Here is a 23,049-nt window from a genome sequence, read left to right as displayed (position 1 = left end):
TTTCGACTGTCTCTCAAATGCGGCGAAGCCGGTTGCTGGGGACGGGTGATCGTTCGGTGCCGCGCGGTGCCAGGACCGAAAGATCGGGTTGATCCTCGAGCACGAGCGCTCCCGCGCCGATCACGCATTTCTTGCCGACCGCAACGTGGTCGCGGACGGTGGCGTTGACGCCGAGAAAGCTTCCTTGACCGATCCTGACCCCGCCTGAAATGACCACATGCGAGGCAATGAACACGTCGTCTTCAATCACGGAGTGATGACCGATGTGATTGCCGCTCCACAACGTGACGTTGGCCCCGATCTGCGCAAAGGGTTGGATGGTATTGTCCTCGAGAATGAAGCAGTTCTCCTTGATCTCCAGGCCAGGAAAGGTCGTTGCTTTGCTGCTCACATAGGAGACCAGCCGATAGCCGGCGGCGCGAGCAGCCGCGACCCGGGATGCCCGCAACTCGTTGAGCTTCGAGTAGCTTACTGCAACGAAGAAACTAAAATCAGATGGTGGAAACGACTGTGTCACGTTTTCGAACGGCACCAGCGGACGCCCGCGAAACATGGAATCCTTGACGTAGGCCTGATCTACGGTGAAGCCCGCAATCTCGAAATCGGAGTCATGCGTGAAATAGAAATCGGCGAGTTCGGCGATTTCGCCTATGCCGAAAATGACGATCTTCTGCATCGCTACGGGACCTTACGGAAGTGCCTTGGACAAGTATTGCGATGTTGAGAGGAACGCGTCAACGATTGGTGCGACCGCGGGAAGTATTTTGGGGAGCAAGGGCGCGGGGCTCGCCGGCTGCGGCTGATGAACCGTTCGTATGGTCGTCCCCATCATCGCCGCCCTCCAAGACACGTTTTTCCGATTTTGGCTAGAGTTTTTTGCTGAAGTCCGCTTCTCATATGGCGTGTTCTACTTGTCATGCGCATTCTCGTCTGTCGTGACGCCAAAGGGGGCTTTCACAAAGAAAACGTGCTTGATCGTTGAACCTCTACCGGGGGGCGAACCGACCTATCAGGGCGGTTTTGGAGTGTGTCACTGTGGTACTGGAACCGCACGGCCTACCGTTCGACGATTTGGCACGGTTCGCAAACTCAGGGGTGGAAAATCTGTGAATATTGGGAAGATGTCTGGAGGCGGCGCGCCCTACCGTGTGACAACAAGTATGAGTGGCGTTTGAGCGCCTATCCCATTGGTCCTACGCTTAACAAGCCTTGCACATCGCTCGGGGCTCTCGTCTTGGTCAAGAAAAGCTCACTTTTTCTTAAGGAGATATTCCATGCGTCGTATTGCCTTGATGGCCTTGGCCATTGGACTGTTCCTGCCTTTCCTGGCGTCGGCACCGGCCAACGCCCAGGCGACCCGTACCTGGGTCTCCGGCGTCGGTGACGACGCCAATCCCTGTAGCCGCACGGCGCCCTGCAAGACCTTCGCGGGCGCGATCTCGAAAACCGCCCCAGCGGGCGAAATCAACTGCCTGGATCCAGGTGGGTTCGGTGCGGTGACCGTCACCAAATCGCTGACGATCTCGTGCGAGGCGGGGACTGCCGGCGTTCTGGTCTCGGGCACCAACGGCATCGTCTTCGCTGGCGCTTCAACTGATTACCTCTACCTGAAGGGGCTCGATATCGAAGGTCTGGGATCCGGCATCAACGGCATCTTGTTCAATTCGGGTGGCTTCCTGCATGTCGAGGATTGCGTGATCCGACGCTTCACTGGGTCGGGAATCCTGATTCAGGCGACCACGAGCGTGGGCTTTTCAGTGAACCGCACGACCATGTTCAGCAATGGCACGGGCTCCACCGGTGCGGGAATTCGGGTGGTCCCGGGTTCGGGCGGGTCTGCCACGGGCACGATCAACAAAGCCGTGGCCGATCGCAACGTGTTCGGTATTGCTACAGACGGAAGCAACGGCAACGTCAACGTTGCGATCGAGGACAGCGTAGCTAGCAACAACACCCTTTCCGGTATCGTAGCGACAGCTAGTGCCGGAACGACCAACGTCATGATCATGCGGACGCAGGCCAACAACAACGCCACGGGCGTTAACAACTCCGGCGGCACGACCACGGTCCGGATCGGTCAATCGGCGATCACCGGCAATACGACGGGCGTCTCCGGCACCGTTTCGTCCTACTCCACCAATCAACTCAATGGTAATGGAAGCGACGGCACGATGACGGCAATCCCGCTGAAATAGGCGATACGTTCACACCGACGAGAGCTCCGAGTGACGCGTCATCCGGAGCTCTTCGTGTCTGAGACCGGTCAGGGCGATAGGGACGCCGAATGCTCGAGATAGCGGGCGGCGTCGGTGCCGGTGTTGAACAGCAGGTCGAGCACCGACACGCCGTGCTCAAACGCGCCGTAAAGTTGATTGTACTCGGGATAGCCTTCGTAGCTCATCCACTCCGTTGTAATGTCGGCCAAGTCGAACAGCGCTTCGTCGAAATAGGCTCGCGCCGAAGGGCCGCTGAGATAGCGGTCGGCGCCGGCGGCCTGTGCGATCGCGAGCAGCCGCGCCGTTTTCACGCCCTCCGCGGGATAAGCCGTGTCCCTGACGATCCGCGTGTTCAGCCCGAGCAGGCCTGCAATCTCGCGTGTGAACAGCTCGTTGACGTCCGTGAGCCGCTCCACCTTGTCGACACGCTCGTACCAGGCGCGGACAGTGGGTGCGAATGCGTCAAAGAATGGCGCGCGGCGATAGGCGAGTTCCAGCGTTCGCCAGTGTTTCTCGGCCCAGGGCTTTTCGATCTCGACCTCGTCGATCGGCTGGTCGAACCGTCCCTTGGTCACGACGGGAATCGTCAACCATTCGACGCCGTTGGCGGTCTTGATCCGGTTGCGGTTATGCCAGTGTCGCTTCACATATTGCATGCGATCGAAAATCACGTATTCGTCGCATTGCCCGATAAGGTCGAAGAAGCCTTTCCAGGGAATGTAGCAGGATTGGATGATTGAAATTCGCACAGCTATGACTTCTGGGGCAGTTGCATCTGGACCGTGTTTACAGCGACTCCGCGATGAATTCACTCCCATTGTCGGTCAAGTCGAATGCGTGGTGTGCGCCCGAACTCGCCAGCGGTGTGGGCTCGTCTCGCTATGGATTTTCCCTTACGCGGCGACTACGGTGCGGGGCATCGGGGATGAACATGGGTCGGTACGACAGTGGCCGGTCGTGCGGAGCAGGTCTTGTTGGTGTTTGGCGACTACAGGAAGCGGGGCTATGTCGTCGCAGTGCTCGCGGCGCTGCTGCTGTTCGCATGCGGACAGGCCTACGCGCAATCCCTCGGCCAGGGCGTCGCGGCTTTCAGGCGGCAGGATTATGTGACGGCCTCGCGGGTCTTCATTCCGCTGGCCGAGCGCGGCAACGTGGCGGCGCAGTCCTATCTCGGCTTCCTGTTCGAGACCGGCCGTGGCGTGCCGCAGAACTACACGGAAGCTGCGATGTGGTACCGGCGAGCGGCGGAGCAGGGCGACAGCCGCGCGCAATATTCGCTGGGGCTGCTCTACGATCGCGGCCAGGGTGTGCCGCAGGACATCGTCGAAGCCTCCAAATGGCTGAACCTGTCGGCCGCCGCGTCGCCGCCGCGGGTGCGGGAGTCCCGGGTCCGGATCCGCGACGCCGTCACCACCAAGATGACGCGCGGGGAGATCGCCCAGGCCCGCCTGCGGGCGCTGCAATGGGCGCCGAGCCGCGAGCACTGACGCCGGGCATCCTGACGATTCCATGACCCGTCCGGCAAAAAAGCCGAAAACGACCCATGCACAGTAGGGGACGGCGGTAGGCGAATTGCGCCGTGACGAAGATTTGTCTTGATTGCGCCCGGCCTTAGCCGGGCCAGCCGCCAAGCCAGTTCAGATACCAGGTCTCGCCCAGCCAGCCGATCCAGATCGACGGCGCCAGGAACAGGCCGAACGGCAGGAAGGCGGTCCCGCGCAGCGGTTTCCTTTGCAGCGCAGCATTGGCGACATAGGCCCCGATCGCGAGCAGCGCCGCGAGCTCGATCACCGCGGCCACCGTCGCAAGGTCGAGCCAAGCCCCGCTGACGGCGGCGAGCTTGACGTCGCCGAGCCCGAGCCCGTCGCGGCCGCGCCAGTACCGGTAGGCCAGCATCAGAAGCAGCAGCGGAAGCGCCACGGCCACGGCGCGCGCGACCGGCCAGAGCAGCGCCTCGGCACCAACATCGGGCACGAAGGCGGCAGCGCGGAGCAGGGCGAGCGCGAAGGCGGCCCCGGTCAGCTCGTTCGGGATCAGATAATGGCGGGCGTCGTTCGCCCCGATGGCCAGCATGAGAGCGGCCAGGAACGCACCATAGAGGCCTTCCGCGGCGGGGGCCGTGACGAGGCTTGCGAACACGGCGACGAGCAGCGCGAGGCTGACGACGAGCGGAGCGCGTATCCCGTCATGCCCATCTTCCCCGGTCACGCCGTCAGCGCGCGGCCTTGGGCGGGCTGACGGTGACCACGGGATTGCTGGTCCCGACCAGGCGGCTGTTCATCTTGCTGCGCATCTCCTCGGCGATGACATGCGCATCGACGCCGTCCTTGATGACGGTCGGACGGATGAACAGGATCAGCTCGGTGCGGGCGCGCGCAGTGGTCTGGTGCGAGAAGGCATCGCCCATGCCGGGAATGGAATCCAGGATCGGCAGGCCCTGGCGTTGCTTGTTTTCGGTCTCGCTGATCAGGCCGGCGAGCAGCACGGTCTGTCCGCTCGTCACCGCGATCGAGCTCTTGACACGGCGCTGAGAGATCGTCGGCGTCAACGAGTTGGCACTGCCGGCGGCCACGCTCGAGATTTCCTGCTCAATATCGAGCACGACATTGCCGTTGGCATTGGCGCGCGGCAGCACGCGCAGGATGATGCCGGTGTTCTTGTAGTCGATGGTGTTGACCACGGTGTTGTTGGCGGTCAGCACCGTTGCGGTGCCGGTCGAGAACGGCACCTGGTCGCCGACCTGCAACGTCGCCGGCTGGTTGTCGAGCACCACCAGCGACGGGTTCGACAACACCTTGACATTGGTGACGCCGTGCAGCGCGTCGAGAATGACACGCGGCGAGTTTTCCGAGCCGATCAGGAAGTTGAAGCCCGGCAAGACACGTCCGAGCAGCGCGCCGGACGCGGCGTTGACGGCGTTGGACGCCGCTTCGACGGCACCGCTGCCAACAGTCGCGGCATTGCTGACGCCGGAGATGGTGTTGGAGATCGAACCCTTCTGGCTCGCCAGGAAGAACTGCACGCCGTAATTCAACTGGTCGTTCAGCGTCACCTCGGCGATCGTCGCCTCGATCGCGATCTGGCGCTGCGGCCGGTCGATCTGGCGTATCGTCTGCTCGACGACGCGCTGTGCGTCCTGGTTGGCATAGACGAGAACGGCATTGTTGGTGACGTCGGCGGTGATCCGCACGTTCTGCAGGATGCCGTTGATGCCGGACTTCGCACCGTTGCCGTTGCCCGACAATCCACCGGCGCTGTTGTCCAGCGCAGGTGTTGCGGCCGCGGCAGGCGCGGGGCGGGCGCCGAATGATGATCCCGGAGCTCCGGTGACCGGGGTCGCGGCGCCGGACGCAGCCGTCGGCAGTGCGCTCAGTGAGGCGACAGGATTAGTTGAGGTCGACGTCGCGATGCCCGCACCGGGCGCGACCTGGCTCGACCCGCTGTCGAGCGTCGAGCTGCTCGTCGCGCTCTGGTTGAACAGCATGTCGTTCAGCATCGCCACGACCAGCTTGGAATTGCCGTAGCGCAAAGGATAGGATTTCAGGTTCACGCCGTCGGTATCGGAACGGTCGAGCCGCGCAATCCAGGTCTGCGCGCGCTTCAGATATTCCGGCTTCTGGCTCACCACGAGGATCGAGTTGAGCCGTGCGATCGGCTGGAGCTTGATGACGTTCTGGCCCATGCCGCCTTCGCCGGAGTCCATGATCTTCTCGATCTCGGCGATGACAGGCTCGGGCGAGGAATTGCGCACAGGGAAGATGCCGACCGATTGTCCACGCATCCAGTCGGCGTCGAATGACAGAATTGTGTCGACCGCAGTCGCCCGGTCCGTTCCGCTGCCGCTGACGATCAGGGTGTTGCGGGAATTGTCGGGGCGCATGGTCGAGGCTTTCACGCCGAAAGCATCGAGCAGCTTGAAGATGTTCTGTGCCGACGTGTAGCGCAGCGGCACAACGGTGATGCCCTGGCCGGCTTCGGTGCTTGCCGAGCGGTCGATGCCGCCGGGCCCGGCCTCCGGCGCCGGTAGCAGGCGATAACCGGTGCGGTCGCGCACCAGCGCCACGCCGGACATGCGCAGCGCATTCTCCAGCACATAGACCGCATCCGCCTTGGGCACCGGACGCACCGAGGCGAGCGTCACGGTCCCCTGCACGCGGGGATCGATGGTGTAGCCAACGTTGAGTACGTCACCGAGGATGACCTTTGCGACGGTCGCCACTGGGGCGTTCTCGAAATTGAGGTCATAGCCACTGCCGCCGCCATCGTCGCGCTCGACAAGCCCGCCGCCCTGCGGCGATGCACCATCGCTGAGATAGATCGCAGGCTTGGACGATTTCGCCTGACCGATGCCGCTTGCCCCTGCATCCGCAGGTTGCCGCGGCTGGAGATCGAGGGCGCGGATCTTGTCGACAAGATCCTGGGCGCGCGGATCCTTGGGGTCCGCTTCGACGGATTGGTCGGCTGTGACGATGCAGGCGGTGAGCAGGAACGCGGACGACAAAAGGACAAGCGTACCAGTCAACGCTGAGCGCAGGCGCAAAAGCGGCTGGACCACTTCAAACAAGATACGCCTACCAACGCTGCGAGAATAAAGCATCCGATCCCCCTTGGCTCGGACGCGCAATAATTTGCCGCACGATTATGTTTTTGCTAAGAAATAAGTCAAGGGCAAAGGACCTTCCGTGCTCCGCCAAAGCTGTTGTATTCAAGTAACAAGGTCAACGCCGTGAATGCGATGCGCGACCGTTCCGCCGATAGCTTCAGGCAGCACCTCCTGGAAAAATATTCGCTGCCGCCACGAGCGCATGCCCGTGTGGAACGGTCGGCCAATCCGGCACTGACGCGTCCGCTGCGCGAATTTTGGGAGGCTACTGATCTGTCGGCGGCGGAGTTCGCCGACGAGCTGTCCGATTATTTTGCTCTGCCGCGGATGAGCCTTCCGCAACTGCTCACGACCACGCCTCGACTCGAAGGTTTTTCGCGGCGATTCCTGCGGGAATCCACCATCTTTCCCTTTGGCGCGCCGGATGGAGGATTTCGCCTGGCTGTTGCCGATCCCTCCGACACGGCGGCCGTTCGTGCCGCAGAAATCGTGTTCGGAACGCCGGTCGATGTCGTGGTAGCGTCATATGAGGACATTACGACAGTCCTGGACCAACGAGCCGATGCCGACGATGCAAATGCAGACCAAAGCACCGGCCGCGCGGCGCAGTCCGACGACGACATCGAGAGCCTGCGCGATCTCGCCAGCGGTGCGCCGGTGGTGCGCGCGCTCAACGATCTCCTGGAGCGCGCGGTCGATCTGCGTGCCAGCGACATCCACGTCGAGCCGTTCCGCGCTGGTCTCGTAGTGCGCATGCGCGTCGACGGCCTGTTGCGCGCGCTACCGTCGCCGCACGGCATCCCGCCGCAGGCGCTGATCTCGCGCATCAAGATTCTCGCCAGCCTCAATATCGCTGAGCGGCGATTGCCGCAGGACGGCGCGGCGCGTGTCCGCGTCGGACGCAGCGAGCTCGACGTCCGTGTCGCCACCATGCCGACGCAGCATGGCGAGAGCGCCGTGATCCGCCTGTTGCCACGAGACCGCGGCCTGCTGGAGATGAGCAAGCTCGGGCTCGGCGCGCGCGACGAGAACGTGATGACGCGGCTGCTCGCGATGCCGCATGGCATGATCGTGATCACCGGCCCGACCGGCAGCGGCAAGACCACGACGCTTGCCACCATGCTGTCGATCCTCAACGAGCCGACCCGCAAGATCCTCACCATCGAGGATCCCGTCGAGTACGAGATCCCCGGCATCAACCAATCCCAGGTCAAGCCGTCGATCGGCCTGACTTTCGCCTCCGCCATGCGCTCTTTCGTGCGCCAGGACCCCGACGTGATCATGGTCGGCGAGGTCCGCGACGCCGAGACCGCGCATATCGCGATCCATGCCGCGCTCACCGGCCATCTCGTGCTGACGACGCTGCACACCGAGACCGCGGCTGCGGCCGTGCCGCGCCTGATCGATCTCGGCATCGAGGGTTTCCTGCTCAAGTCGACGCTGCGCGCGGTGGTGGCGCAGCGGCTGGTTCGAATGCTGTGCGATCGTTGCAAGGTGCCGCACGCGCTGACAGAGGCCGATCTCGCCAAGGACCCGCGCTTTGCCGTGATCGGCTTCAAGTGCGGCGAGGTCGTGCACGAGGCCGGCGGCTGCGAACGCTGCGGCGGCACCGGCTATCGCGGCCGTAACGGCGTGTTCGAAATCCTGGAAATGTCCGACGAGGTTCGTACGCTGATCGGGCCGCAGACTGACTCCCACTCCATCGACGCCGCCGCGATGCGGAGCGGCATGACGACGATGCTCGAGGATGCTGTCGCCAAATGCCGGGCCGGGTTGACGACGGTGCCTGAGGTCTTCCGCGTCACGACGGTGCGGTAGAACCATGCTGAGATCAGGTTCATATGCCGCAACGAGGGAGGCGCGCTCCCTCCCCCGCCTGCAGGGGAGGGTAGAGGAGAGGGTGTCGCCGCAATCAAGAATCCCCAAGAGGAGAGAACCCTCACCCGCGCCTTCGGCGCGACCTCTCCCGCAAGCGGGAGAGGTGCACCGAGCACGCCGCCGATTCATTCAATCCATCTTCATCCGGCTTTAGAAATCATGCCGAACTATCGCTATCGCGCGCTCAATGCCAATGGCGAACTGGTCTCCGGGGCCATCGCCGCGCCCGCGCCTGGCGACGTGGCGCAGCGGATCGAGCGGCTCGGCCTGGTGCTGGTCGACAATGTCACTCCGGAAGAGGGCGGCGCGACGCGCGGCGCGCTCAGCCTCTTCAACAGGCCGAAGGCCGAGGACGTCACCATCTTCACCCGGGACCTCGCGCTGCTGCTGCGCGCCGGCGCCCGCATCAATGACGGGCTGGAGCTGCTCGCCGCCGATCCGGATTTCGGACGGCTGAGGTCCGTCGTCGCCGACATCCGCGCGCACGTCGTCTCCGGCGAGAGCTTTGGCGAGGCGCTGGCGCGACATGAGGGGCTGTTTCCACCGATGTACATCGCGCTGGTGCGGGTCGGCGAAGCATCGGGATCGCTGGATCAGGTGCTGGAGGTACTGGCCGGCGAACGCGCGCGCGGCGAGGCGCTGAAGCGGCGCCTGACGGATGCGATCCGCTATCCCATCTTCGTGCTCGGCGCGGCTGGCTGCGTGCTGCTGTTCTTCCTCACTTTCGTGCTGCCGCAATTTGCCAGCGTCTTGCAGGATTTCGGCGCCAAGGTCGATCCGATCGTCGGCATGTTTCTGAACATATCGACGTTTTTGCGCGGCAATTCAGAGGCGGTGCTGGCCGGGCTTGCTGCCACGATCGTCGCCGCTTGGTTGCTGTTGCGTCAGGAGCGCGTCCGCAGCGGCATGACCAATGCGATCACGCGGCTGCCGGCGATCCGCAACGTGATGCGCTCGTACCGCACGGCGCTGTTCTGCCGCAATCTCGGCTTGCTGCTCGGTAGCGGCGTCAACCTCACCACCACGCTGCGCATCCTGATCGACATGATGGCAACGACGGGCCCGTCCGCGGTCTGGAGCGATGCTGCCGACCGAGTCCGCCATGGCTCAAAGCTCTCCGACGCGCTCGCCGAAACGGACGCGCTGCCGGCGATGGCGGTGCGCATGCTGAGGCTCGGCGACGAGACGGGGCAGCTGCCGATGCTGTCCGGCCGGGTCGCCGAGTTTTATGAGGTGAAGCTGCAGCGTACGCTGGACCGCGCGGTCGGCATTGCGGGGCCTGCGGCGATCATCGCGATCTCGCTCGTTGTCGGCGGCCTGATCACATCGGTGATGACGGCGCTGATGTCGGTGAGCCAGATTGTCGGTTAGACGGATGTAATGGGAGGGGCATGAAGTGACCAGATATCAATCGTCAAGGCGACGCCTGCGGCGCGCCCCCTGCGGAGAGGCCGGCTTCACCCTGGTCGAGATGCTCGTCGTCATCACCATCATCGGCATGATCATGGCGCTGGTCGGCCCGCGGGTGCTGAACTATCTCAGCGAGTCCAAGGCCAAGGCGGCGAAAATCCAGATCGAGAGCTTCTCCAGCGCGCTCGACCTCTACTATCTCGATCTCGGCCGCTACCCGACGTCGAATGAGGGCCTCACCGGGCTGACGCGCAGCAACAACCAGACCGGCTGGAACGGGCCTTACTTGCGCGGCGGCGTGGTGCCTAACGATCCTTGGGGCCACGTCTATGTCTATCGGTCGCCGGGCGCCAGCGGTCCCTATGACATCATCTCGCTCGGATCAGACGGTCAGGAAGGCGGCAGTGGAACGGCAGCCGACATTGTCAGCGGTGCACGCTGAGCCAGTTCGCGATGTGCAAGCCTTCGATGCACAAGGCTTCGCGCTGATCGAGATCCTGTGCGTGCTCGCGATCATCGGACTGCTTGCGGCGATCATTCTGCCGGCGATCCCACGCTCGACGACGCGCGCGAAGCTCGAGAGTTACGCGGTCGAGACCGCGGCTTTGCTGAAATCCGATCGCAACAGCGCGCTGCGCCGTCAGGTCAGGGTCGCAACCCAGGTCGATGCGGAGGCGCGCGCGATCCGCTCCGGCGTTACCGGGCAGACTATCCGCCTGCCGCGCGACGTGATCGTGGAGGCGACGCTGGCTTCGCGCTGCGCCGATCGCGCCACGGGGCGGTCGATCGATTTCTTTCCGTCGGGCATGTCGTGCGGGGGGACGATCGCGCTGGCGCGGCCCGGCATGGGTTATGAGGTGCGCGTCAACTGGCTGACCGGAGGCGTCGAGATTGTCCCGCAGAAGCTGCTCTGACGGCGCCGCCGGCTTCACGTTGATCGAGGCACTGGTCGCGCTCGCGATCATCGCCATCGTGCTCGGAACCATCGGCTCGGTCATATCAGTCACGACCAAGGGCACGCGCTCGATCGACCAGCACCTGGCGCTGGCCAGCACGGCCGAGACCTTGCTTGCGGATTTGCCGGCGCGTGGACTGCTGAAACCCGGCCGGCAGAGCGGGCAGCTCGCCGGCAGCCGCTGGCGCGTCGATATTGCGCCGATGAATGTTGCCGGCGGCAATCCCGCCACCGATCGCTTCGTGCCACTTGCAGTCAATTTGCGGCTCCAGCGCGCCGACGGTAGCGCGATCCAGGTTACGACGGTGAAGCTGGTGCCGAGGTCGACGCAATGATCCGCGCCAGGAAACGCGTCATGAAACGTGTCAGGAAACGCCTGCGCCGCGCCTGCGCTTCCGAGGCGGGCTTCACTCTGCTCGAAGTGCTGCTGGCGACGCTGCTGATGACCGTGATCCTGGCCGCGCTCGCGACGGTGACGGCACAGTGGCTGCCGAACTGGAATCGCGGTATTGCGCGGGTGCAGCGCGCGGAGCGTCTCGCCACCGGGCTCGACCGCATCGTCGCCGATCTCTCCGTCGCGGAGCAGATGACCGTGAACGGCGACGCCAGGGTGCCGCTGTTCGACGGTGCCGAATTATCGGTAACCTTCATGCGCACCGCGCTCGGCCCGAGCGCGCGCCCGGGCCTGGAATTCATCCGCCTGATCGAGAAGGCCGACGCGCGGGGGTTGGCATTGGTGCGTGAGCGCGCGCCGTTTCAGCCGATGCCGACCGACGGGCGGATCCGTTTCGTCGACCAGGTGGTGCTGATCCGCGCGCCGTTCCGCGTCAGTTTTGCCTATGCCGGGCCCGATAGGCAGTGGCAGCCGACCTGGCAGGGGCAGTCGCAACTGCCGGATCGCATCCGCATCACGGTGCGCGACGGCGCCACTGGTCAGGTGCTGGCGGTCTCGGCCGCCGTGCTGCCGCATATCACGGCGCCGGCCGAATGCGCGCGGGCCAAGAATCCGACGACCTGTGTGGCGGGCACAAGGCCGCAACAGGCGGAGAAAAAAGAGGAGCAGCAGCTGTGAATGGCGCGGCCGCGGGGTTTCTTCGCCTCTCCCGCTTGCGGGAGAGGCCGACGCGCTCGCAGAGCGCGGCGGGTGAGGGCTCTCACCGAGCAGGGACTTCCTGCGCAACTCCCAACAATCCCGACGCGGAGGCACCCCCACCCCAGCCCTCCCCCGCAAGCGGGAGAGGGAGCCCAGTGCTGATGCGGCCGCATCGTAGTCTCCATGTGCCAATGCGCTGCCATGAACGGAACGCGCTTGGCGAAGACCGCGGCTTCATCGTCATCGTGGTGCTCTGGATGCTGGCTGCGCTCGCCACGCTCGCGCTGATCTATCTGACCTATGTCACCAACACCGCGGTCACGGTCGCCGTTAACACCGACCGCTTGCAGGCCGATGCATTGATGAATGCGGGCCTCGAGCTCGCGGCCTACCGGCTGACCGCGCAAGGCGAGGCAACGCGCCCGACCAGCGGCACCTTCAATGCCCGCGTCGGGGCGGGCCGGGTGGCCGTGACGTTCCGCTCGGAGGCCGCGCGCATCGATCTCAACATGGCGCCGAAAGCCGTCCTCGCAGGCCTGATGACAGGGCTCGGCGTCTCTGCGTCGGACGCGCCTGACTACGCCGACCGGATCCTGGCGTGGCGGTCGTCGACGGAGACCGGCCAGGACAATCCGGAGGATTCCTACTACCGCACACTCGGCGCGCCCTACCTGCCGCGCCACGCGCCGTTTCCGCACAGCGACGAGCTGTGGCTGGTGCGCGGCATCCCATCAGCGGTGATCGAGCGCGTGCTGCCCTTCGTCACCGTGTTCAGCAACATGCGCACCGTGAATGTGCTGGATGCCGCGCCGCAGGTGGTGGCGGCGCTGCCGAATATGACGCCGGAGACCCTGCAACGCCTGCTGCGCGACCGTGCCGATCCCAACCTGGACCCGCGGTCCCTGATTGGGCTCGCCGGCAGCGCCAGCGCGACGATCGAGGGCTCGAAGGCCTACCGCGTGACGGTTGCCGCCGAGGCGCCATCGCACCGGCAGAGCTCGGCCGAGATCGTCATCCTGCTTCTCGAAAGCGGCGATGAGCCTTATCGTGTATTGTCGTGGCACAATGCCTTCGACGGCTCCGCCGGAAAGCCTCTGTGAGATGAGCTCGCTCAGTTCTATCCGTACCATTGTCGACGCCTGGACGGGCACGGTGGCCGGTGCCATCGTCGCCGGACTGGAGCGGATGGTGTCGCCGCGCCTGGTGCGGCTGATCGAGGACGAGAGCGGCACCTTCGCGCTGGAGGCTGCGAAGCTGGAGAACGCGGCGAAGGAGATCGCGTTCGAGGACGGCAAGTTTGCGTCCGCCAATCTGGCGCAGATCGTCCGCGGCAGCCGCGTCGAGATCGTGCTGCGGCCGGCGCGCTTCCTGTTCCGTCCGCTGGAGCTGCCGGCGCGTGCGGCCGATTTCCTCGACGGCATCGTGCGCGCGCAGATCGATCGGCTGACGCCGTGGAGCGCGGGCGACGCCGTGTTCGGTTGCAGCGCGCCGGTGGCGCAGGGCAGCGAGGGCATCACCACGATGATCGCGGCCGCACCGCGTCGGCTGGCGATGGGCTATGTCGAGGCGGTGTCCGGATTTCATCCGTCCGCGATCGCGGTTCTGACCGACCCGGCCGAGGGCGGGCGCATCAAGGTGTTCGAGCAGAAGTCGCGCGGCGCGATCGACCCGGTGCGGTTGAGCCGGACGCTGCAGGCGGTGCTGGTCATCGCCGCGATCGCCGCCGTACTCGGTTCGATCTTCGCGGGCTATCTGGCCGACAGTTTGAGCGCGCAGGAGAGCGAGCTCGAGCGACAGATCACCCAGCGCCGCGCCGCGATCCGCGGTGCCGACGGCGGCGAGCGATCGCCGCTGGCGCTGCTGGAGCGGCGCAAGTACGACACGCCGGCGAGCGTGATCGTGCTGGAATCGCTGAGCCGTCTGCTGCCCGACCACACCTACGTCACCGAGATGCATCTGGCCGGCAACAAGCTCCAGATTGCCGGTATCACCCGCGATGCGCCCTCGCTGATCCCGCTGATCGAGCAGTCCCAGCATTTCACCCGCGCGACCTTCTACGCCCCGACCACGCGCAGCTCCACCGATCCCGGCGAGCGCTTTCACATCGAGGCGCAGATCGAGCCGAGGAATGCGCCATGAAAAACGGCATGAGCAGCGGCGGGATGGCAAGCGGAAACGCGGTCGCGCGGTGGCTCGCCGCCTCGCCGCTGATCGCGGTCACGCTCTATGTCGCGGTGACGGCCGGGCTGTTGCTGACGGCGGGCCTGTCGATCGCCGACGTCATCGCCCACCGCCAAGCCCTGGCGCAGACCTCCGACCTGCTCGACCAGCTGCGCGGCCGCAAGGGCGCCGCCAAGAATGCCGCGGCGATCTCGGCCGAACATCCCGGCACGCCGTTCCTGGAGGGACCGACGGTGACGGTCGCAGGCGCCAACCTGCTGCAGCGGGTTGCGGCCGCGGTCGCCAATGTCGGCGGCTCGGTGCAGTCCTCTCAGGTCGACGTCTCGGGCGCGCAACTGAAGGATGGCTTTGTCGGCCTCGTCGTCAGCTGTGAGCTGGAGCAGCCCGCGCTGCAGAAGGTGCTGTACGATCTCGAGGCCGGCATGCCGTTCCTGTTCGTCGATCAACTCGACGTCCAGGTGCCCCAAGCCACGGCCCTGAACGAGGCCAGCACCGGCCGCGTCAGGATGATTTTGGGTGTTTCCGGCCAGTGGCAGGCGGGGAAGTAGGGCGGTTTCGATCAGGCCACTTTCTGCCGATCATCGATGGGCTCGGCTACCAATTTGACGCCGAGGGAGTTCATCACCTTCCTGACGGTCTCAAATTCAGGTTTTGCAGTCTCCTTAAACGTTTTGTAGAGACTCTCGCGAGAGAGACCGGTTGCCTTCGAGATGTCTGTCATTCCCTTCGCGCGAGCAGCAGTGTCGAGCGCGTTGCAGATGTAGGCATGGTCGTTGGTCTCGAATGCCTCAGTGAGGTAGGCAGCAATCGCCTCTGGCGTTTTCAAATAATCCGCTGCGTCGAACTTGGTTACCTTCAGCTTGGTATTCTGCTCAGAGCTGCGCTGCGATCGCTTTGGCATGTCTGATGTCCCGATCCTGGGTCGATTTGTCGCCACCGCACAGGATCAATACGATCCTGTTGCCGACTTGTTTGTAATACACGCGATAGCCTGGCCCGTAGTCCACGCGTAGTTCCGCTCACTCCCGCGCCCACTGCTTTCACGTTGCCTGCGTTTCCGATTGCAAGCCGTTCAACACGGGAGGCTATCTTCGCGATAGCGCGCTGGTCTCTGAGACCGGCCAGCCATCGATCGAATTCGGCTGTCTTCTGAATTTCAAACATACGTATCCTATAGGATACAGTCAAGGGTACTCAAGAGCGAAGTTTTGTGAGGAAAATATCTGCTTCAGCTCACCAGCTGTACTTGAATACGCCCTTGCCGGAATAGCTGGTGACGTTGCCGGAGAATTCGCCGTCGAAGGTGCCGGCGATCGAGAAGCCGCTCAGCCATTTCATTTCCGCGCTGGCGCTGACAAGGGCGGAATCGGCGTCGATCCTGGCGCCGTTCACGGCGAAGCTTGCGCCCGGCAGGGTCTGGAACAGCGCGGTGACGGCGCGGCTCGGATTGTAGTCGTGCGCCCAGGCGGCGCGGCCGCGCAGGGTCAGCACGCCGTTCTGCATCGCATAGGATTTGTCGGTGCGCAGGCCGAGCTCGGAGCGGGTGTCGGTCAGCGACTGCGCGGCATAGTTCAGCGCGAACAGGCCACCGCCATTGAGGCTGGCTTCGGAATAGTTCGGCAGGTTGAAATTCGTGACCTGCGCGGCTGCGTAGGGCGTGATGCCGATCAGTGGCGTCGTGAAGCGATAGCCGCCCTCGAAGCGGGCCGAGAAGGTGTCGGCCTTGAACCGGCCCTGGAGCTGGTCGGCACCGGCCAGCGCCACCGTGCGGTTGGTGGTGACGTCGTGCCAGCCATAGGCCAGCGCGGCGGCGATATAGGCCGGGCCGAAATTGTGCCGGCCATAGACGCCGGCCTGGAACAGGTCCGCGGAGCCTGCGCCCATCGCGTTGGCAAGCGCGTAGTTCAGCCCGCCGCCGCCGAGCGAGAAGCCGACGAGCGTGTCCAGCGAAATCCGATAGTCGGCGCCGGCCGCGCCGCCCCAGACCCGGGCAGTGAGGTCCTGCGAGCCGACCGCGGCATTGCCGCCGACCTGCGCCGAGCCGCCATAGCCGGCCGCCCAGACGCTCCAGCGATTGATCGGCTGCGACGACAGCAGCGGCGCCTTGGTCGCCATCGCAAAGGCCTCGCGCTCGCGCGCGGTGGCCGGGCGCATCGACGCGTAGGCGGCCGGGTCATCGCTCTCGGCGTATTGCGCGACGCTGCCGGCCTTGGCGAAGCCGCCGCTGCGGCCCGCGATCGTCGGATCGAGCATCAAATTGAGGAACTGGCCGTCGGCGTTGATCGCGGACTGGATGATGCCGGTGCCGAGCTCGCCGGAGGCAGTGGTCAGCCCCGCGGGCGTCAGCGCGGCGAAGGCGGCGGGAATACCGCCGGTCGCGTTGAAGAAATTAGTCAGCGTGTTGGCGACGTTCTGCTGGTTGACGGTGAGACCGCCGCCGCTCGGCGTGAAGTTGACGCCGATATTGAGGAACACGTCGTTGGTGCCGTAGCTCAGCGTCGCGTTGATCGTCGGCATGTTGGAGACGACGGCGGAATTGAAGCTGGTGCCGCCGAAGCCGCCGGTCGCGGACAGGATCTTGTACTGCTTCTGGACCGTACCCGAGATGAAGTTCGCACCGACCGTCGCGCCGCCGAGCGTGGCTGTGCCAAGGACGTTGGCGAGGCTGGCAGTGGTGGAGGAGACCTGCACCAGATAGGTCGAGGCCGCGGTGAAGCTGAGGGGTCCGTTGACCGTCAGCGGAGCGATCGGGTTTGCCGTGCTGCCCGGCGCCAGCGTGCCGCCGCTGACGGCGACATTGCCGACGGTTCCGGAGCCTGCAAGCGTGCCGCCGGCTTTGACGGTGCTCGCGCTCACGATCGAGCCGTCCACCTCCAGCTTGCCGCCGTTCACGATGGTCGCGCCGGTATAGGTGTTGGCACCGGACAGCGTCTCCGTGCCGCCAGCCATGGTGAGGCCGCCACCGGCACCGCCATCGCCGATGACACCGGCGAAGGTGCCGTTGCCGTTGGTGATGGTCAGCGTGTTGGCGCCGAGATTGACGTTGCCGGATCCCGACAGCGACTTGATCGAGGTGCCGCCGCTCAGGCCCGTGATGTCGAAGAAGCCGTTGGCGATGACGTTGCTCGAGGTCGCGATGCTGCCGTTGCCGCCGAAATTGATGAGATCCAGCTCGCCGCCGCTCGCGATCGTCGTGGTGCCGGTATAGGTGTTCGTGCCGTAAAGCTGTTGCGTGGCGCCGTTGGCGATCACAAGGTTGCCGCCGGTGCCGCCGGCGATGCCGCCATCCTGGATCACGCCACCGAAAAAGCTGCCGTTGGTGATCGTCAGCGTCTTCGATCCCAACGCGACGATGCCCACACGCGCCAGGGAGTAGAGCCCTGCAACCGATGTGCCGGACGTGGTCTGGGAAATATCGAGCGTTGCTCCTACATTGGCGAAGCCGACGAACGCGGAGCTCGCGATCGATCCGCTACCCTTTAGCGCCAGCGTCGCGCCCGCGTCGACCTGGGTAGCGTTCGTATAGGTGTTCACGCCCGACAGCGTCTGAATTCCGTTGGAGACGTCGAATCCGCCAGTGCCTTGAATGACGCCCGCGAACTCGGTCGAGGCGTTGAGGACGACGAGTGCCTTGCTGCCGAGGTTCACGACGCCGCTGGAATTGCCGGCCAGCGTCGAGACGGCGGCAAAACTCAAGGAGACCGCGGAGATGTCGAGCGTCGCGTTCACGGTCACGAGGCTGGAGCTCTGGATGCTAGCGGAGCCGGACAATGCCAGCGTTCCGGCCGAGACCGTCGTCGCGCCCGTGTAGGTGTTGACGCCGGTCAGCGTCAGCGTGCCGGCGCCGACCTTGGTCAGTCCGCCGCCGCTGCCGGAGATCACGCCGTCGACCTGGGTCGAGGTGTTGAGGCTGCCGGTGGTAAGCGTGTTGGCGCCGAGCACGTAATTGCCCGCGCCTTCGATCGACCCGGACGTCATGCCGCCACTGGTCAGGCCCGAGATATCGACGGTGCCGCCGGCGTTGGTGATGAAGCGGGCGCTGCCGCCGGTGCTCGTGCCGGTGAAGCTCGTGGTGGCAAGGTTGTTGGTCGTGATGGTGGAGCTGCCGGCGGTGGACGAGGTGTTGAAGGTCACGAGGCCATTGTTCGTGATGCTGGACCCGCCCCCCGAACTGGTGTCGTTGTAATTGATCACCGCATTGTTGACGATGGTCGCGGTGCCGGCGTTGCTGTTGTTGTTGAATTCGATGTCGCCGCCACCGATCGCGCCGTTGGTAATGTTGGCGGTGCCGGCGGTGCTGGTGTCGTTGAAGCTCATCGCGCCGCCGCTGACGCTGTACGTCACGAAATTGCTGCCGCTGCTCGCGCTGCTCGAATTCAGGAACACCGTGGTCGAGCCGACGCTGAACGTCTGCGTGTTGGTCGAATTGTTGGCGATGCCCGTGCCGTTCACCACGAAGATGTCGCCGGTGGTGATCGTATAGGCCTGGGCGTTCGGGGTTGCGGAGAAGATCACGCTGCCGATATTGACGAGGCCGCTGGTGGTGACGCTGTTCGGGCCAGTGTTGGTGAAGGTCGCCGTAACGTCCGGCACGGCCGGCGTCGAGCTCCAATTTGTGCCATCCGTCCACTCGTTGGACGAGGAGCCGACCCAGTCGCCGTCCAGGGCGTGCGCGGCGACAATGCCAAGCGCCGTGGTTGCGAGCAGGGTCGCCAGCGAGTGCCGGACGATGGCGCGCAGCCGGCGATCCATCCTTCCGCGCGCTATGATCGATCCTGCCATCGGCCTTCACAAACCGCCAAAATAAATCAACGCAATCGAGCCAGCGCTAATAGCGTGCCCCGGCGCCATGATCTCATGGCGTCGCAACCGGCCGCAATGAACGGTCATCAATTTGCATCGAGTTCCCGGCCGTTTCGTTTGCAATTTCAGTGATCGTGGCCATTGGGCAACAATTTCATGCATCGCAACATGCCAGACGGCGCAGCCGTTCCAGCCAGGTCCAAAGGCAGCTCTAACGGGATGGCGGCGGGTTGATAGTGAGGCCTATCGGACCTAGTTTGCTGCCTCTGGCTTGCCGCGCGCTGGCCGATCGCAGGGGAGTTCGATGTCGGGGTGGCTGAGATCGGTCGGATTGGCTGCATTGTGCGCGGTCCTCGGCATCACCGAAAGCGTAGCGGTGACCTCGTCGCGCATGGACATCCTGCCTGACGATGCCGCCAGCAGTCCTGCCGAGAGCGTCGATGTCGGTGCGGTCAGACCGATTGCCCAGCCCGCGCCGGCCACGAGCAAGCCTGCGCCTCGCGGCAATCCGCTCTGGTCGGTGCCGCTGTCGGCGCTGACGGGGACCCAGGAGCGCCCGATTTTCTCGGCGACGCGGCGGCCGCCGCCGCGCGCGGTTGCTGCCGCCCCGGCCGAAGAGGCCCAAACGCCGTCGCCGCCGAAGCCAGTCGAGAGCCCGCCACCGCTGATGCTGGTCGGGGCCGTGGTGGGCGAGGGTGATGCGATTGCGATCCTCGTCAACCGCACTGACCAGAAGATCGTTCGGCTGCGGCAGGGCGAATCGCTGGACGGCTGGTCGCTGGCCTCGGTCCAGCCGCGCGAGGTGACGCTCAAGCAGGGCGATCGCAGCGAGGTGCTGGCGCTGCAGCGGCCCGACGGATCGTCCGCACCGGCAGGGCCGCCCGCAACGGCCGGTGCGCCTGCGGACAGCGGCGGCAAGCTGACGATGCCGACGACGGCCAGCACTTCGTTCGCGCCCTTCGTGCCGCGCGCGACGCCAAAGAACGGCGAGGCGGACGGGCTCTGAGCGCTACCGTCCGAGGATCGTCCCAAGCGTGTCGCAGACCCGCTCCTGCTCGACCTCCTGTAGCCCCATCCACATCGGCAGCCGGATCAGGCGTTCCGAGAGTTCGGTTGTCGTCGCCAGATCGCCGTGCGTCCGTCCGAACCGCTGCCCCGCGGGTGAGGAATGCAGCGGGACGTAATGGAAGACCGCAGAGATGTTCTCGTCTCGGAGCTTGCCCAGCACCATAGACCGGTCGACCTCTGGTGGCAGCAGCACGTAGTAGATATGTCCATTATGGCGGCAATGGCCTGGCACGATGGGGCGGCGCAGGAGGCCGCGCTGCTCCATCGGCGCCAGCATGTCGTGATACCTGTTCCAGATCGCCAGCCGCTCGCGCGTGATGCGCTCGGCCTCCTCGAGCTGGGCCCAGAGGAAGGCGGCGGTGATATCGCTCGGCAGATAGGAGGAGCCGATATCCTGCCAGGTGTATTTGTCGACCTCGCGGCGGAAGAACCGGTTGCGATCGGTGCCCTTCTCGCGCATGATTTCGGCGCGCTGCGCGAACTCGGGGTCGTTCACCAGCAGGCAGCCACCTTCGCCCGAGATGATGTTCTTGGTCTCGTGGAAGCTGAAGCTGCCCAAATCGCCGATGGCGCCAAGCGGCGAGCCCTTGTAGCTCGCCTCGACTCCCTGCGCGGCGTCCTCGACGATCCGCAGATTGTGACGCCGGGCGATCGCGATGATCGCGTCCATCTCGCAGCCGACGCCGGCATAGTGCACCGGCGCGATCGCGCGCGTGCGCGGGGTGATCGCGGCCTCGATCTGCCGTTCGTCGAGGTTGAGGGTGTCTTCGCGGATGTCGACGAAGACCGGGACCGCGCCGCGCAGCACGAACGCGTTCGCGGTCGAGACAAAGGTGAACGAGGGCATGATTACCTCGTCGCCGCTCTTGAGGTCGAGCAGCATCGCGGCAAGGTCGAGGGCCGAGGTGCAGGAGTGCGTCAGCAAGGCCCGCGCACATCCGGTGCGCTGCTCGATCCATTGATGGCAAAGCTTGGTGAAGCGACCGTCGCCCGACACGTGAAGGCTGTCCAGCGCGTTCTGGATGTAGCCGTGCTCTTGTCCGGTTGCGTAGGGCCGATTGAACGGGATGAAGTCGGATGCCATTGCCTAAGCCGTTGAACCACCTTAAGAACCACGCTAACGCTCTGGTTCGAATCCACATTGGCGTTTCCCGTTGCGGAAATCAACGGGTGATCGTGTGCAGTCCAGCGGAACGGCGCAACCCCATCGCGGGCACTCGCGACGGATCGCGGCGTGTTTTCGCAGGGAAGGATGCGGCTTGACCGACACGCAAGTTGATGCGCCAGGCAGGATGGGCGGCCCCAAAAGCAAAGAGGGCAGCGGCCGCCTTCACCGGCTCATTCACGGCTGGTCGGCAAACCTAGTGCAGATGCTTCTAGCGCTGACGCAGCAATTGCTTCTCATTCCCGCATTCCTGCAATTCTGGAGCAGCGACATGCTCGCGGCCTGGCTTGCCCTCTTTGCGGCCGGGAACCTCGTCATCGTCGCGGATGGCGGCCTGCAGCTTCGCTCCATTAACCGCTTTCTCGCCTTCAAATCCTGTGTCGATTGCGATGGGCGCACGGCGAACTTCTACGCGCGCATGATGCGGATCTACCTGCGGATCGTGGTGGTGCTCGGTGCGCTGCTGATCGTCGGCACCGAGCTGTTTCCGCCCGCCGCAGTTCTCGGATTTCGGGGGCTGCCGACCTTCGACACGGCAATGCTCGCGATCACCGTCGGCACGCTGCTCGCGCTGCCGGCCAATCTGGTTTCCGGCCTCTATCGCGTGCATGGCAAATACGGCCGGGCCGTGTGGTCGCAAAATGTGGCGCTGGCGCTCGGGCAGGTCGGGCAGCTCGTCGCGGTCGCCTGGTTCGGCAGCCTGCTCGCGGTCGCGATTGCCTATGTCTCGACGCAGATCCTGTTTGCGCTGTTCCTGATTGCCTATGACGCGCCACGCCAGTTGCCGTTCCTGCGGCGTGGCCGTGACCGCTCCACTGCGTCCCTGTCCTGGCGCTGGCGCAGCGGGCAGTTCGGTCTTGGTTTTCCTTTCTTCATCGCCAACCTCACCGAGCTTGCACTCGCCAACGTCCCGATGCTGCTGGTCAGTGCGATGGTCACCGATCGCGTGGCCGTAGCGCAATGGGGCCTGGTCCGCGTGATCTCGAGCTTCTTGAGAGGCCTCTGCATCCTGATAACGCTGCCGATCGGCGCCGAGCTCGGTCACGACCATGCGATCGGCGACAAGGTGCGGCTGCGCAGGCTCTACGCACGGGGCTCGCTGCTCGTGACCGCGATGGCCAGCTTGATCGTCGCAGGGCTGTTGCCCTTCTGGCCGGATTTCTTCGCCCTGTGGACGCATGGCAGCATTCCGAACGACGCTACGCTCGCCATCACGCTGCTGCTCGGTTCTGCCGTCGTTGCGCCCTCGCTGATGGCGTTCGTCTTTGCCAATCACAGCAATCGCGGCGATCTCCTGGTCCGCACAAAGGGGCTGCAGCTGATCGCATTCCTGATCCTGTCGGCGTTGCTCATTCCCAGGCTGGGACCCCTCGGCGCGGCAATCGCGATCGTGGCGAGTGATCTCCTGACCCAGTTCGGAATCCTGACGCTCGTCATCATGCGCCAGACGCTCGCCCATCCGCTTCGTCACATGCTGGTGCTGATCGCGATCATGGTGACGATCATGCTCGGTGGATCGGGGCTAGGCTTGGCGATCCGCGCCGTGGTGCCGGGAACGGGGATGCTCCACTTCCTGGTGGAATGCACGATCTGGCTCGTCGTCGTGAGTGTCGCGGCGAGCTCGTTGCTCATCGGGCGCGTGCGCCTGCGCGTATTGGCGGCGGTGCCGACTTGAAG

General features: G+C 64.7%; 20 protein-coding genes and 1 pseudogene. 13 read left to right on the top strand and 8 right to left on the bottom strand.

The features are described 5' to 3' along the window. Positions 1-13: 13 nt before the first annotated feature. Positions 14-676 carry an acetyltransferase gene (locus ABID59_RS09055; protein ID WP_354083157.1) on the bottom strand — a complete coding sequence of 221 codons (663 nt, stop codon included), beginning with the start codon at positions 674-676 and terminating at the stop codon, positions 14-16. Between the two features lie 598 nt (positions 677-1,274). Here ABID59_RS09055 and ABID59_RS09050 point away from each other — a divergent pair. After that, positions 1,275-2,195, top strand: a complete 921-nt coding sequence (locus ABID59_RS09050) for a right-handed parallel beta-helix repeat-containing protein (protein ID WP_354083156.1) — start codon at positions 1,275-1,277, stop codon at positions 2,193-2,195. Between the two features lie 68 nt (positions 2,196-2,263). On the opposite strand, the gene ABID59_RS09045 is transcribed toward ABID59_RS09050, so the two are convergent. Then, a complete protein-coding gene (locus ABID59_RS09045) occupies positions 2,264-2,965 on the bottom strand; it encodes a WbqC family protein (protein WP_354083155.1) in 702 nt (233 codons plus the stop codon). A 222-nt stretch (positions 2,966-3,187) separates the two neighbouring features. On the opposite strand from ABID59_RS09045, the gene ABID59_RS09040 reads away from it, so the two are divergent. Beyond that, complete coding sequence (locus ABID59_RS09040) at positions 3,188-3,703, top strand: tetratricopeptide repeat protein (protein WP_502916785.1); 516 nt, start codon at positions 3,188-3,190, stop codon at positions 3,701-3,703. A 124-nt stretch (positions 3,704-3,827) separates the two neighbouring features. Here ABID59_RS09040 and ABID59_RS09035 read toward each other — a convergent pair whose 3' ends face one another. Continuing rightward, on the bottom strand, positions 3,828-4,424 hold the full coding sequence (locus ABID59_RS09035) for a prepilin peptidase (protein ID WP_354083153.1): 597 nt from the start codon (positions 4,422-4,424) through the stop codon (positions 3,828-3,830). Positions 4,425-4,428: 4 nt separating this feature from the next. Beyond that, the gene (gene gspD / locus ABID59_RS09030) at positions 4,429-6,813 is read right to left on the bottom strand and encodes a type II secretion system secretin GspD (RefSeq protein ID WP_354083152.1); all 2,385 of its coding nucleotides are present in this window, start codon (positions 6,811-6,813) and stop codon (positions 4,429-4,431) included. A 138-nt stretch (positions 6,814-6,951) separates the two neighbouring features. Here gspD and ABID59_RS09025 point away from each other — a divergent pair, with 138 nt between their 5' ends. The 9 genes from ABID59_RS09025 to gspM all read left to right on the top strand — a co-directional run bounded on the left by ABID59_RS09025 (position 6,952) and on the right by gspM (position 14,884). Continuing rightward, complete coding sequence (locus tag ABID59_RS09025) at positions 6,952-8,637, top strand: GspE/PulE family protein (RefSeq protein WP_502916784.1); 1,686 nt, start codon at positions 6,952-6,954, stop codon at positions 8,635-8,637. 219 nt (positions 8,638-8,856) lie between these two features. After that, positions 8,857-10,068, top strand: coding sequence for a type II secretion system F family protein (locus tag ABID59_RS09020; protein WP_354083150.1), 1,212 nt, complete (start codon positions 8,857-8,859; stop codon positions 10,066-10,068). Positions 10,069-10,093: 25 nt separating this feature from the next. Further along, a complete protein-coding gene (gene gspG, locus ABID59_RS09015; RefSeq protein WP_354083149.1) occupies positions 10,094-10,549 on the top strand; it encodes a type II secretion system major pseudopilin GspG in 456 nt (151 codons plus the stop codon). Continuing rightward, on the top strand, positions 10,512-11,021 hold the full coding sequence (locus tag ABID59_RS09010) for a prepilin-type N-terminal cleavage/methylation domain-containing protein (RefSeq protein ID WP_354083148.1): 510 nt from the start codon (positions 10,512-10,514) through the stop codon (positions 11,019-11,021). Before gspG ends, ABID59_RS09010 begins: the two co-directional genes overlap by 38 nt. Further along, positions 10,999-11,397 carry a type IV pilus modification PilV family protein gene (locus ABID59_RS09005; protein ID WP_354083147.1) on the top strand — a complete coding sequence of 133 codons (399 nt, stop codon included), beginning with the start codon at positions 10,999-11,001 and terminating at the stop codon, positions 11,395-11,397. The genes ABID59_RS09010 and ABID59_RS09005 overlap by 23 nt, the downstream gene beginning before the upstream one ends. 20 nt (positions 11,398-11,417) lie before the next feature. After that, positions 11,418-12,134, top strand: a complete 717-nt coding sequence (locus ABID59_RS09000) for a hypothetical protein (protein ID WP_354083146.1) — start codon at positions 11,418-11,420, stop codon at positions 12,132-12,134. 182 nt (positions 12,135-12,316) lie between these two features. Continuing rightward, positions 12,317-13,255 carry a type II secretion system minor pseudopilin gene (locus ABID59_RS08995; protein WP_354083145.1) on the top strand — a complete coding sequence of 313 codons (939 nt, stop codon included), beginning with the start codon at positions 12,317-12,319 and terminating at the stop codon, positions 13,253-13,255. A gap of 1 nt (position 13,256) precedes the next feature. Continuing rightward, positions 13,257-14,294: a PilN domain-containing protein gene (locus ABID59_RS08990; RefSeq protein ID WP_354083144.1), complete on the top strand. Its 1,038-nt coding sequence runs from the start codon at positions 13,257-13,259 to the stop codon at positions 14,292-14,294. Further along, on the top strand, positions 14,291-14,884 hold the full coding sequence (gene gspM / locus ABID59_RS08985; protein WP_502916783.1) for a type II secretion system protein GspM: 594 nt from the start codon (positions 14,291-14,293) through the stop codon (positions 14,882-14,884). The genes ABID59_RS08990 and gspM overlap by 4 nt, the downstream gene beginning before the upstream one ends. 11 nt (positions 14,885-14,895) lie before the next feature. Here gspM and ABID59_RS08980 read toward each other — a convergent pair whose 3' ends face one another. The 3 genes and pseudogenes from ABID59_RS08980 to ABID59_RS08970 form a co-directional block, all read right to left on the bottom strand. Continuing rightward, complete coding sequence (locus ABID59_RS08980; protein WP_354083143.1) at positions 14,896-15,237, bottom strand: addiction module antidote protein; 342 nt, start codon at positions 15,235-15,237, stop codon at positions 14,896-14,898. Next, positions 15,209-15,500: pseudogene (locus ABID59_RS08975) on the bottom strand (type II toxin-antitoxin system RelE/ParE family toxin). The gene ABID59_RS08980 and the pseudogene ABID59_RS08975 overlap by 29 nt, the downstream one beginning before the upstream one ends. Positions 15,501-15,569: 69 nt before the next feature. Next, positions 15,570-19,088: an autotransporter domain-containing protein gene (locus ABID59_RS08970; protein ID WP_354083142.1), complete on the bottom strand. Its 3,519-nt coding sequence runs from the start codon at positions 19,086-19,088 to the stop codon at positions 15,570-15,572. A 355-nt stretch (positions 19,089-19,443) separates the two neighbouring features. Between ABID59_RS08970 and ABID59_RS08965 the strand changes: the two genes are divergently transcribed. Then, positions 19,444-20,145: a hypothetical protein gene (locus ABID59_RS08965; protein WP_354083141.1), complete on the top strand. Its 702-nt coding sequence runs from the start codon at positions 19,444-19,446 to the stop codon at positions 20,143-20,145. 3 nt (positions 20,146-20,148) lie between these two features. Here ABID59_RS08965 and rffA read toward each other — a convergent pair whose 3' ends face one another. After that, the gene (gene rffA, locus ABID59_RS08960) at positions 20,149-21,291 is read right to left on the bottom strand and encodes a dTDP-4-amino-4,6-dideoxygalactose transaminase (RefSeq protein ID WP_354083140.1); all 1,143 of its coding nucleotides are present in this window, start codon (positions 21,289-21,291) and stop codon (positions 20,149-20,151) included. 280 nt (positions 21,292-21,571) lie between these two features. Between rffA and ABID59_RS08955 the strand changes: the two genes are divergently transcribed. Continuing rightward, positions 21,572-23,047 carry an MATE family efflux transporter gene (locus ABID59_RS08955; RefSeq protein WP_354083139.1) on the top strand — a complete coding sequence of 492 codons (1,476 nt, stop codon included), beginning with the start codon at positions 21,572-21,574 and terminating at the stop codon, positions 23,045-23,047. Positions 23,048-23,049: the final 2 nt, after the last annotated feature.

It is taken from the genome of Bradyrhizobium sp. S3.3.6 (assembly GCF_040546905.1).
Lineage (GTDB): Bacteria > Pseudomonadota > Alphaproteobacteria > Rhizobiales > Xanthobacteraceae > Bradyrhizobium > Bradyrhizobium cytisi.
This window is presented reverse-complemented; position numbering and strand designations above follow the sequence as displayed.

Coding starts and splice junctions, on each gene's coding strand:
- ABID59_RS09055 (WP_354083157.1), bottom strand. CDS start 676: ATGCAGAAGATCGTCATTTTCGGCATAGGCGAAATCGCCGAACTCGCC.
- ABID59_RS09050 (WP_354083156.1), top strand. CDS start 1,275: ATGCGTCGTATTGCCTTGATGGCCTTGGCCATTGGACTGTTCCTGCCT.
- gspD (WP_354083152.1), bottom strand. CDS start 6,813: ATGCTTTATTCTCGCAGCGTTGGTAGGCGTATCTTGTTTGAAGTGGTC.
- ABID59_RS09025 (WP_502916784.1), top strand. CDS start 6,952: ATGCGCGACCGTTCCGCCGATAGCTTCAGGCAGCACCTCCTGGAAAAA.
- ABID59_RS09020 (WP_354083150.1), top strand. CDS start 8,857: ATGCCGAACTATCGCTATCGCGCGCTCAATGCCAATGGCGAACTGGTC.
- ABID59_RS09000 (WP_354083146.1), top strand. CDS start 11,418: ATGAAACGTGTCAGGAAACGCCTGCGCCGCGCCTGCGCTTCCGAGGCG.
- ABID59_RS08995 (WP_354083145.1), top strand. CDS start 12,317: ATGCGGCCGCATCGTAGTCTCCATGTGCCAATGCGCTGCCATGAACGG.
- ABID59_RS08990 (WP_354083144.1), top strand. CDS start 13,257: ATGAGCTCGCTCAGTTCTATCCGTACCATTGTCGACGCCTGGACGGGC.
- gspM (WP_502916783.1), top strand. CDS start 14,291: ATGAAAAACGGCATGAGCAGCGGCGGGATGGCAAGCGGAAACGCGGTC.
- ABID59_RS08980 (WP_354083143.1), bottom strand. CDS start 15,237: ATGCCAAAGCGATCGCAGCGCAGCTCTGAGCAGAATACCAAGCTGAAG.
- ABID59_RS08970 (WP_354083142.1), bottom strand. CDS start 19,088: ATGGATCGCCGGCTGCGCGCCATCGTCCGGCACTCGCTGGCGACCCTG.
- ABID59_RS08965 (WP_354083141.1), top strand. CDS start 19,444: ATGTCGGGGTGGCTGAGATCGGTCGGATTGGCTGCATTGTGCGCGGTC.
- rffA (WP_354083140.1), bottom strand. CDS start 21,291: ATGGCATCCGACTTCATCCCGTTCAATCGGCCCTACGCAACCGGACAA.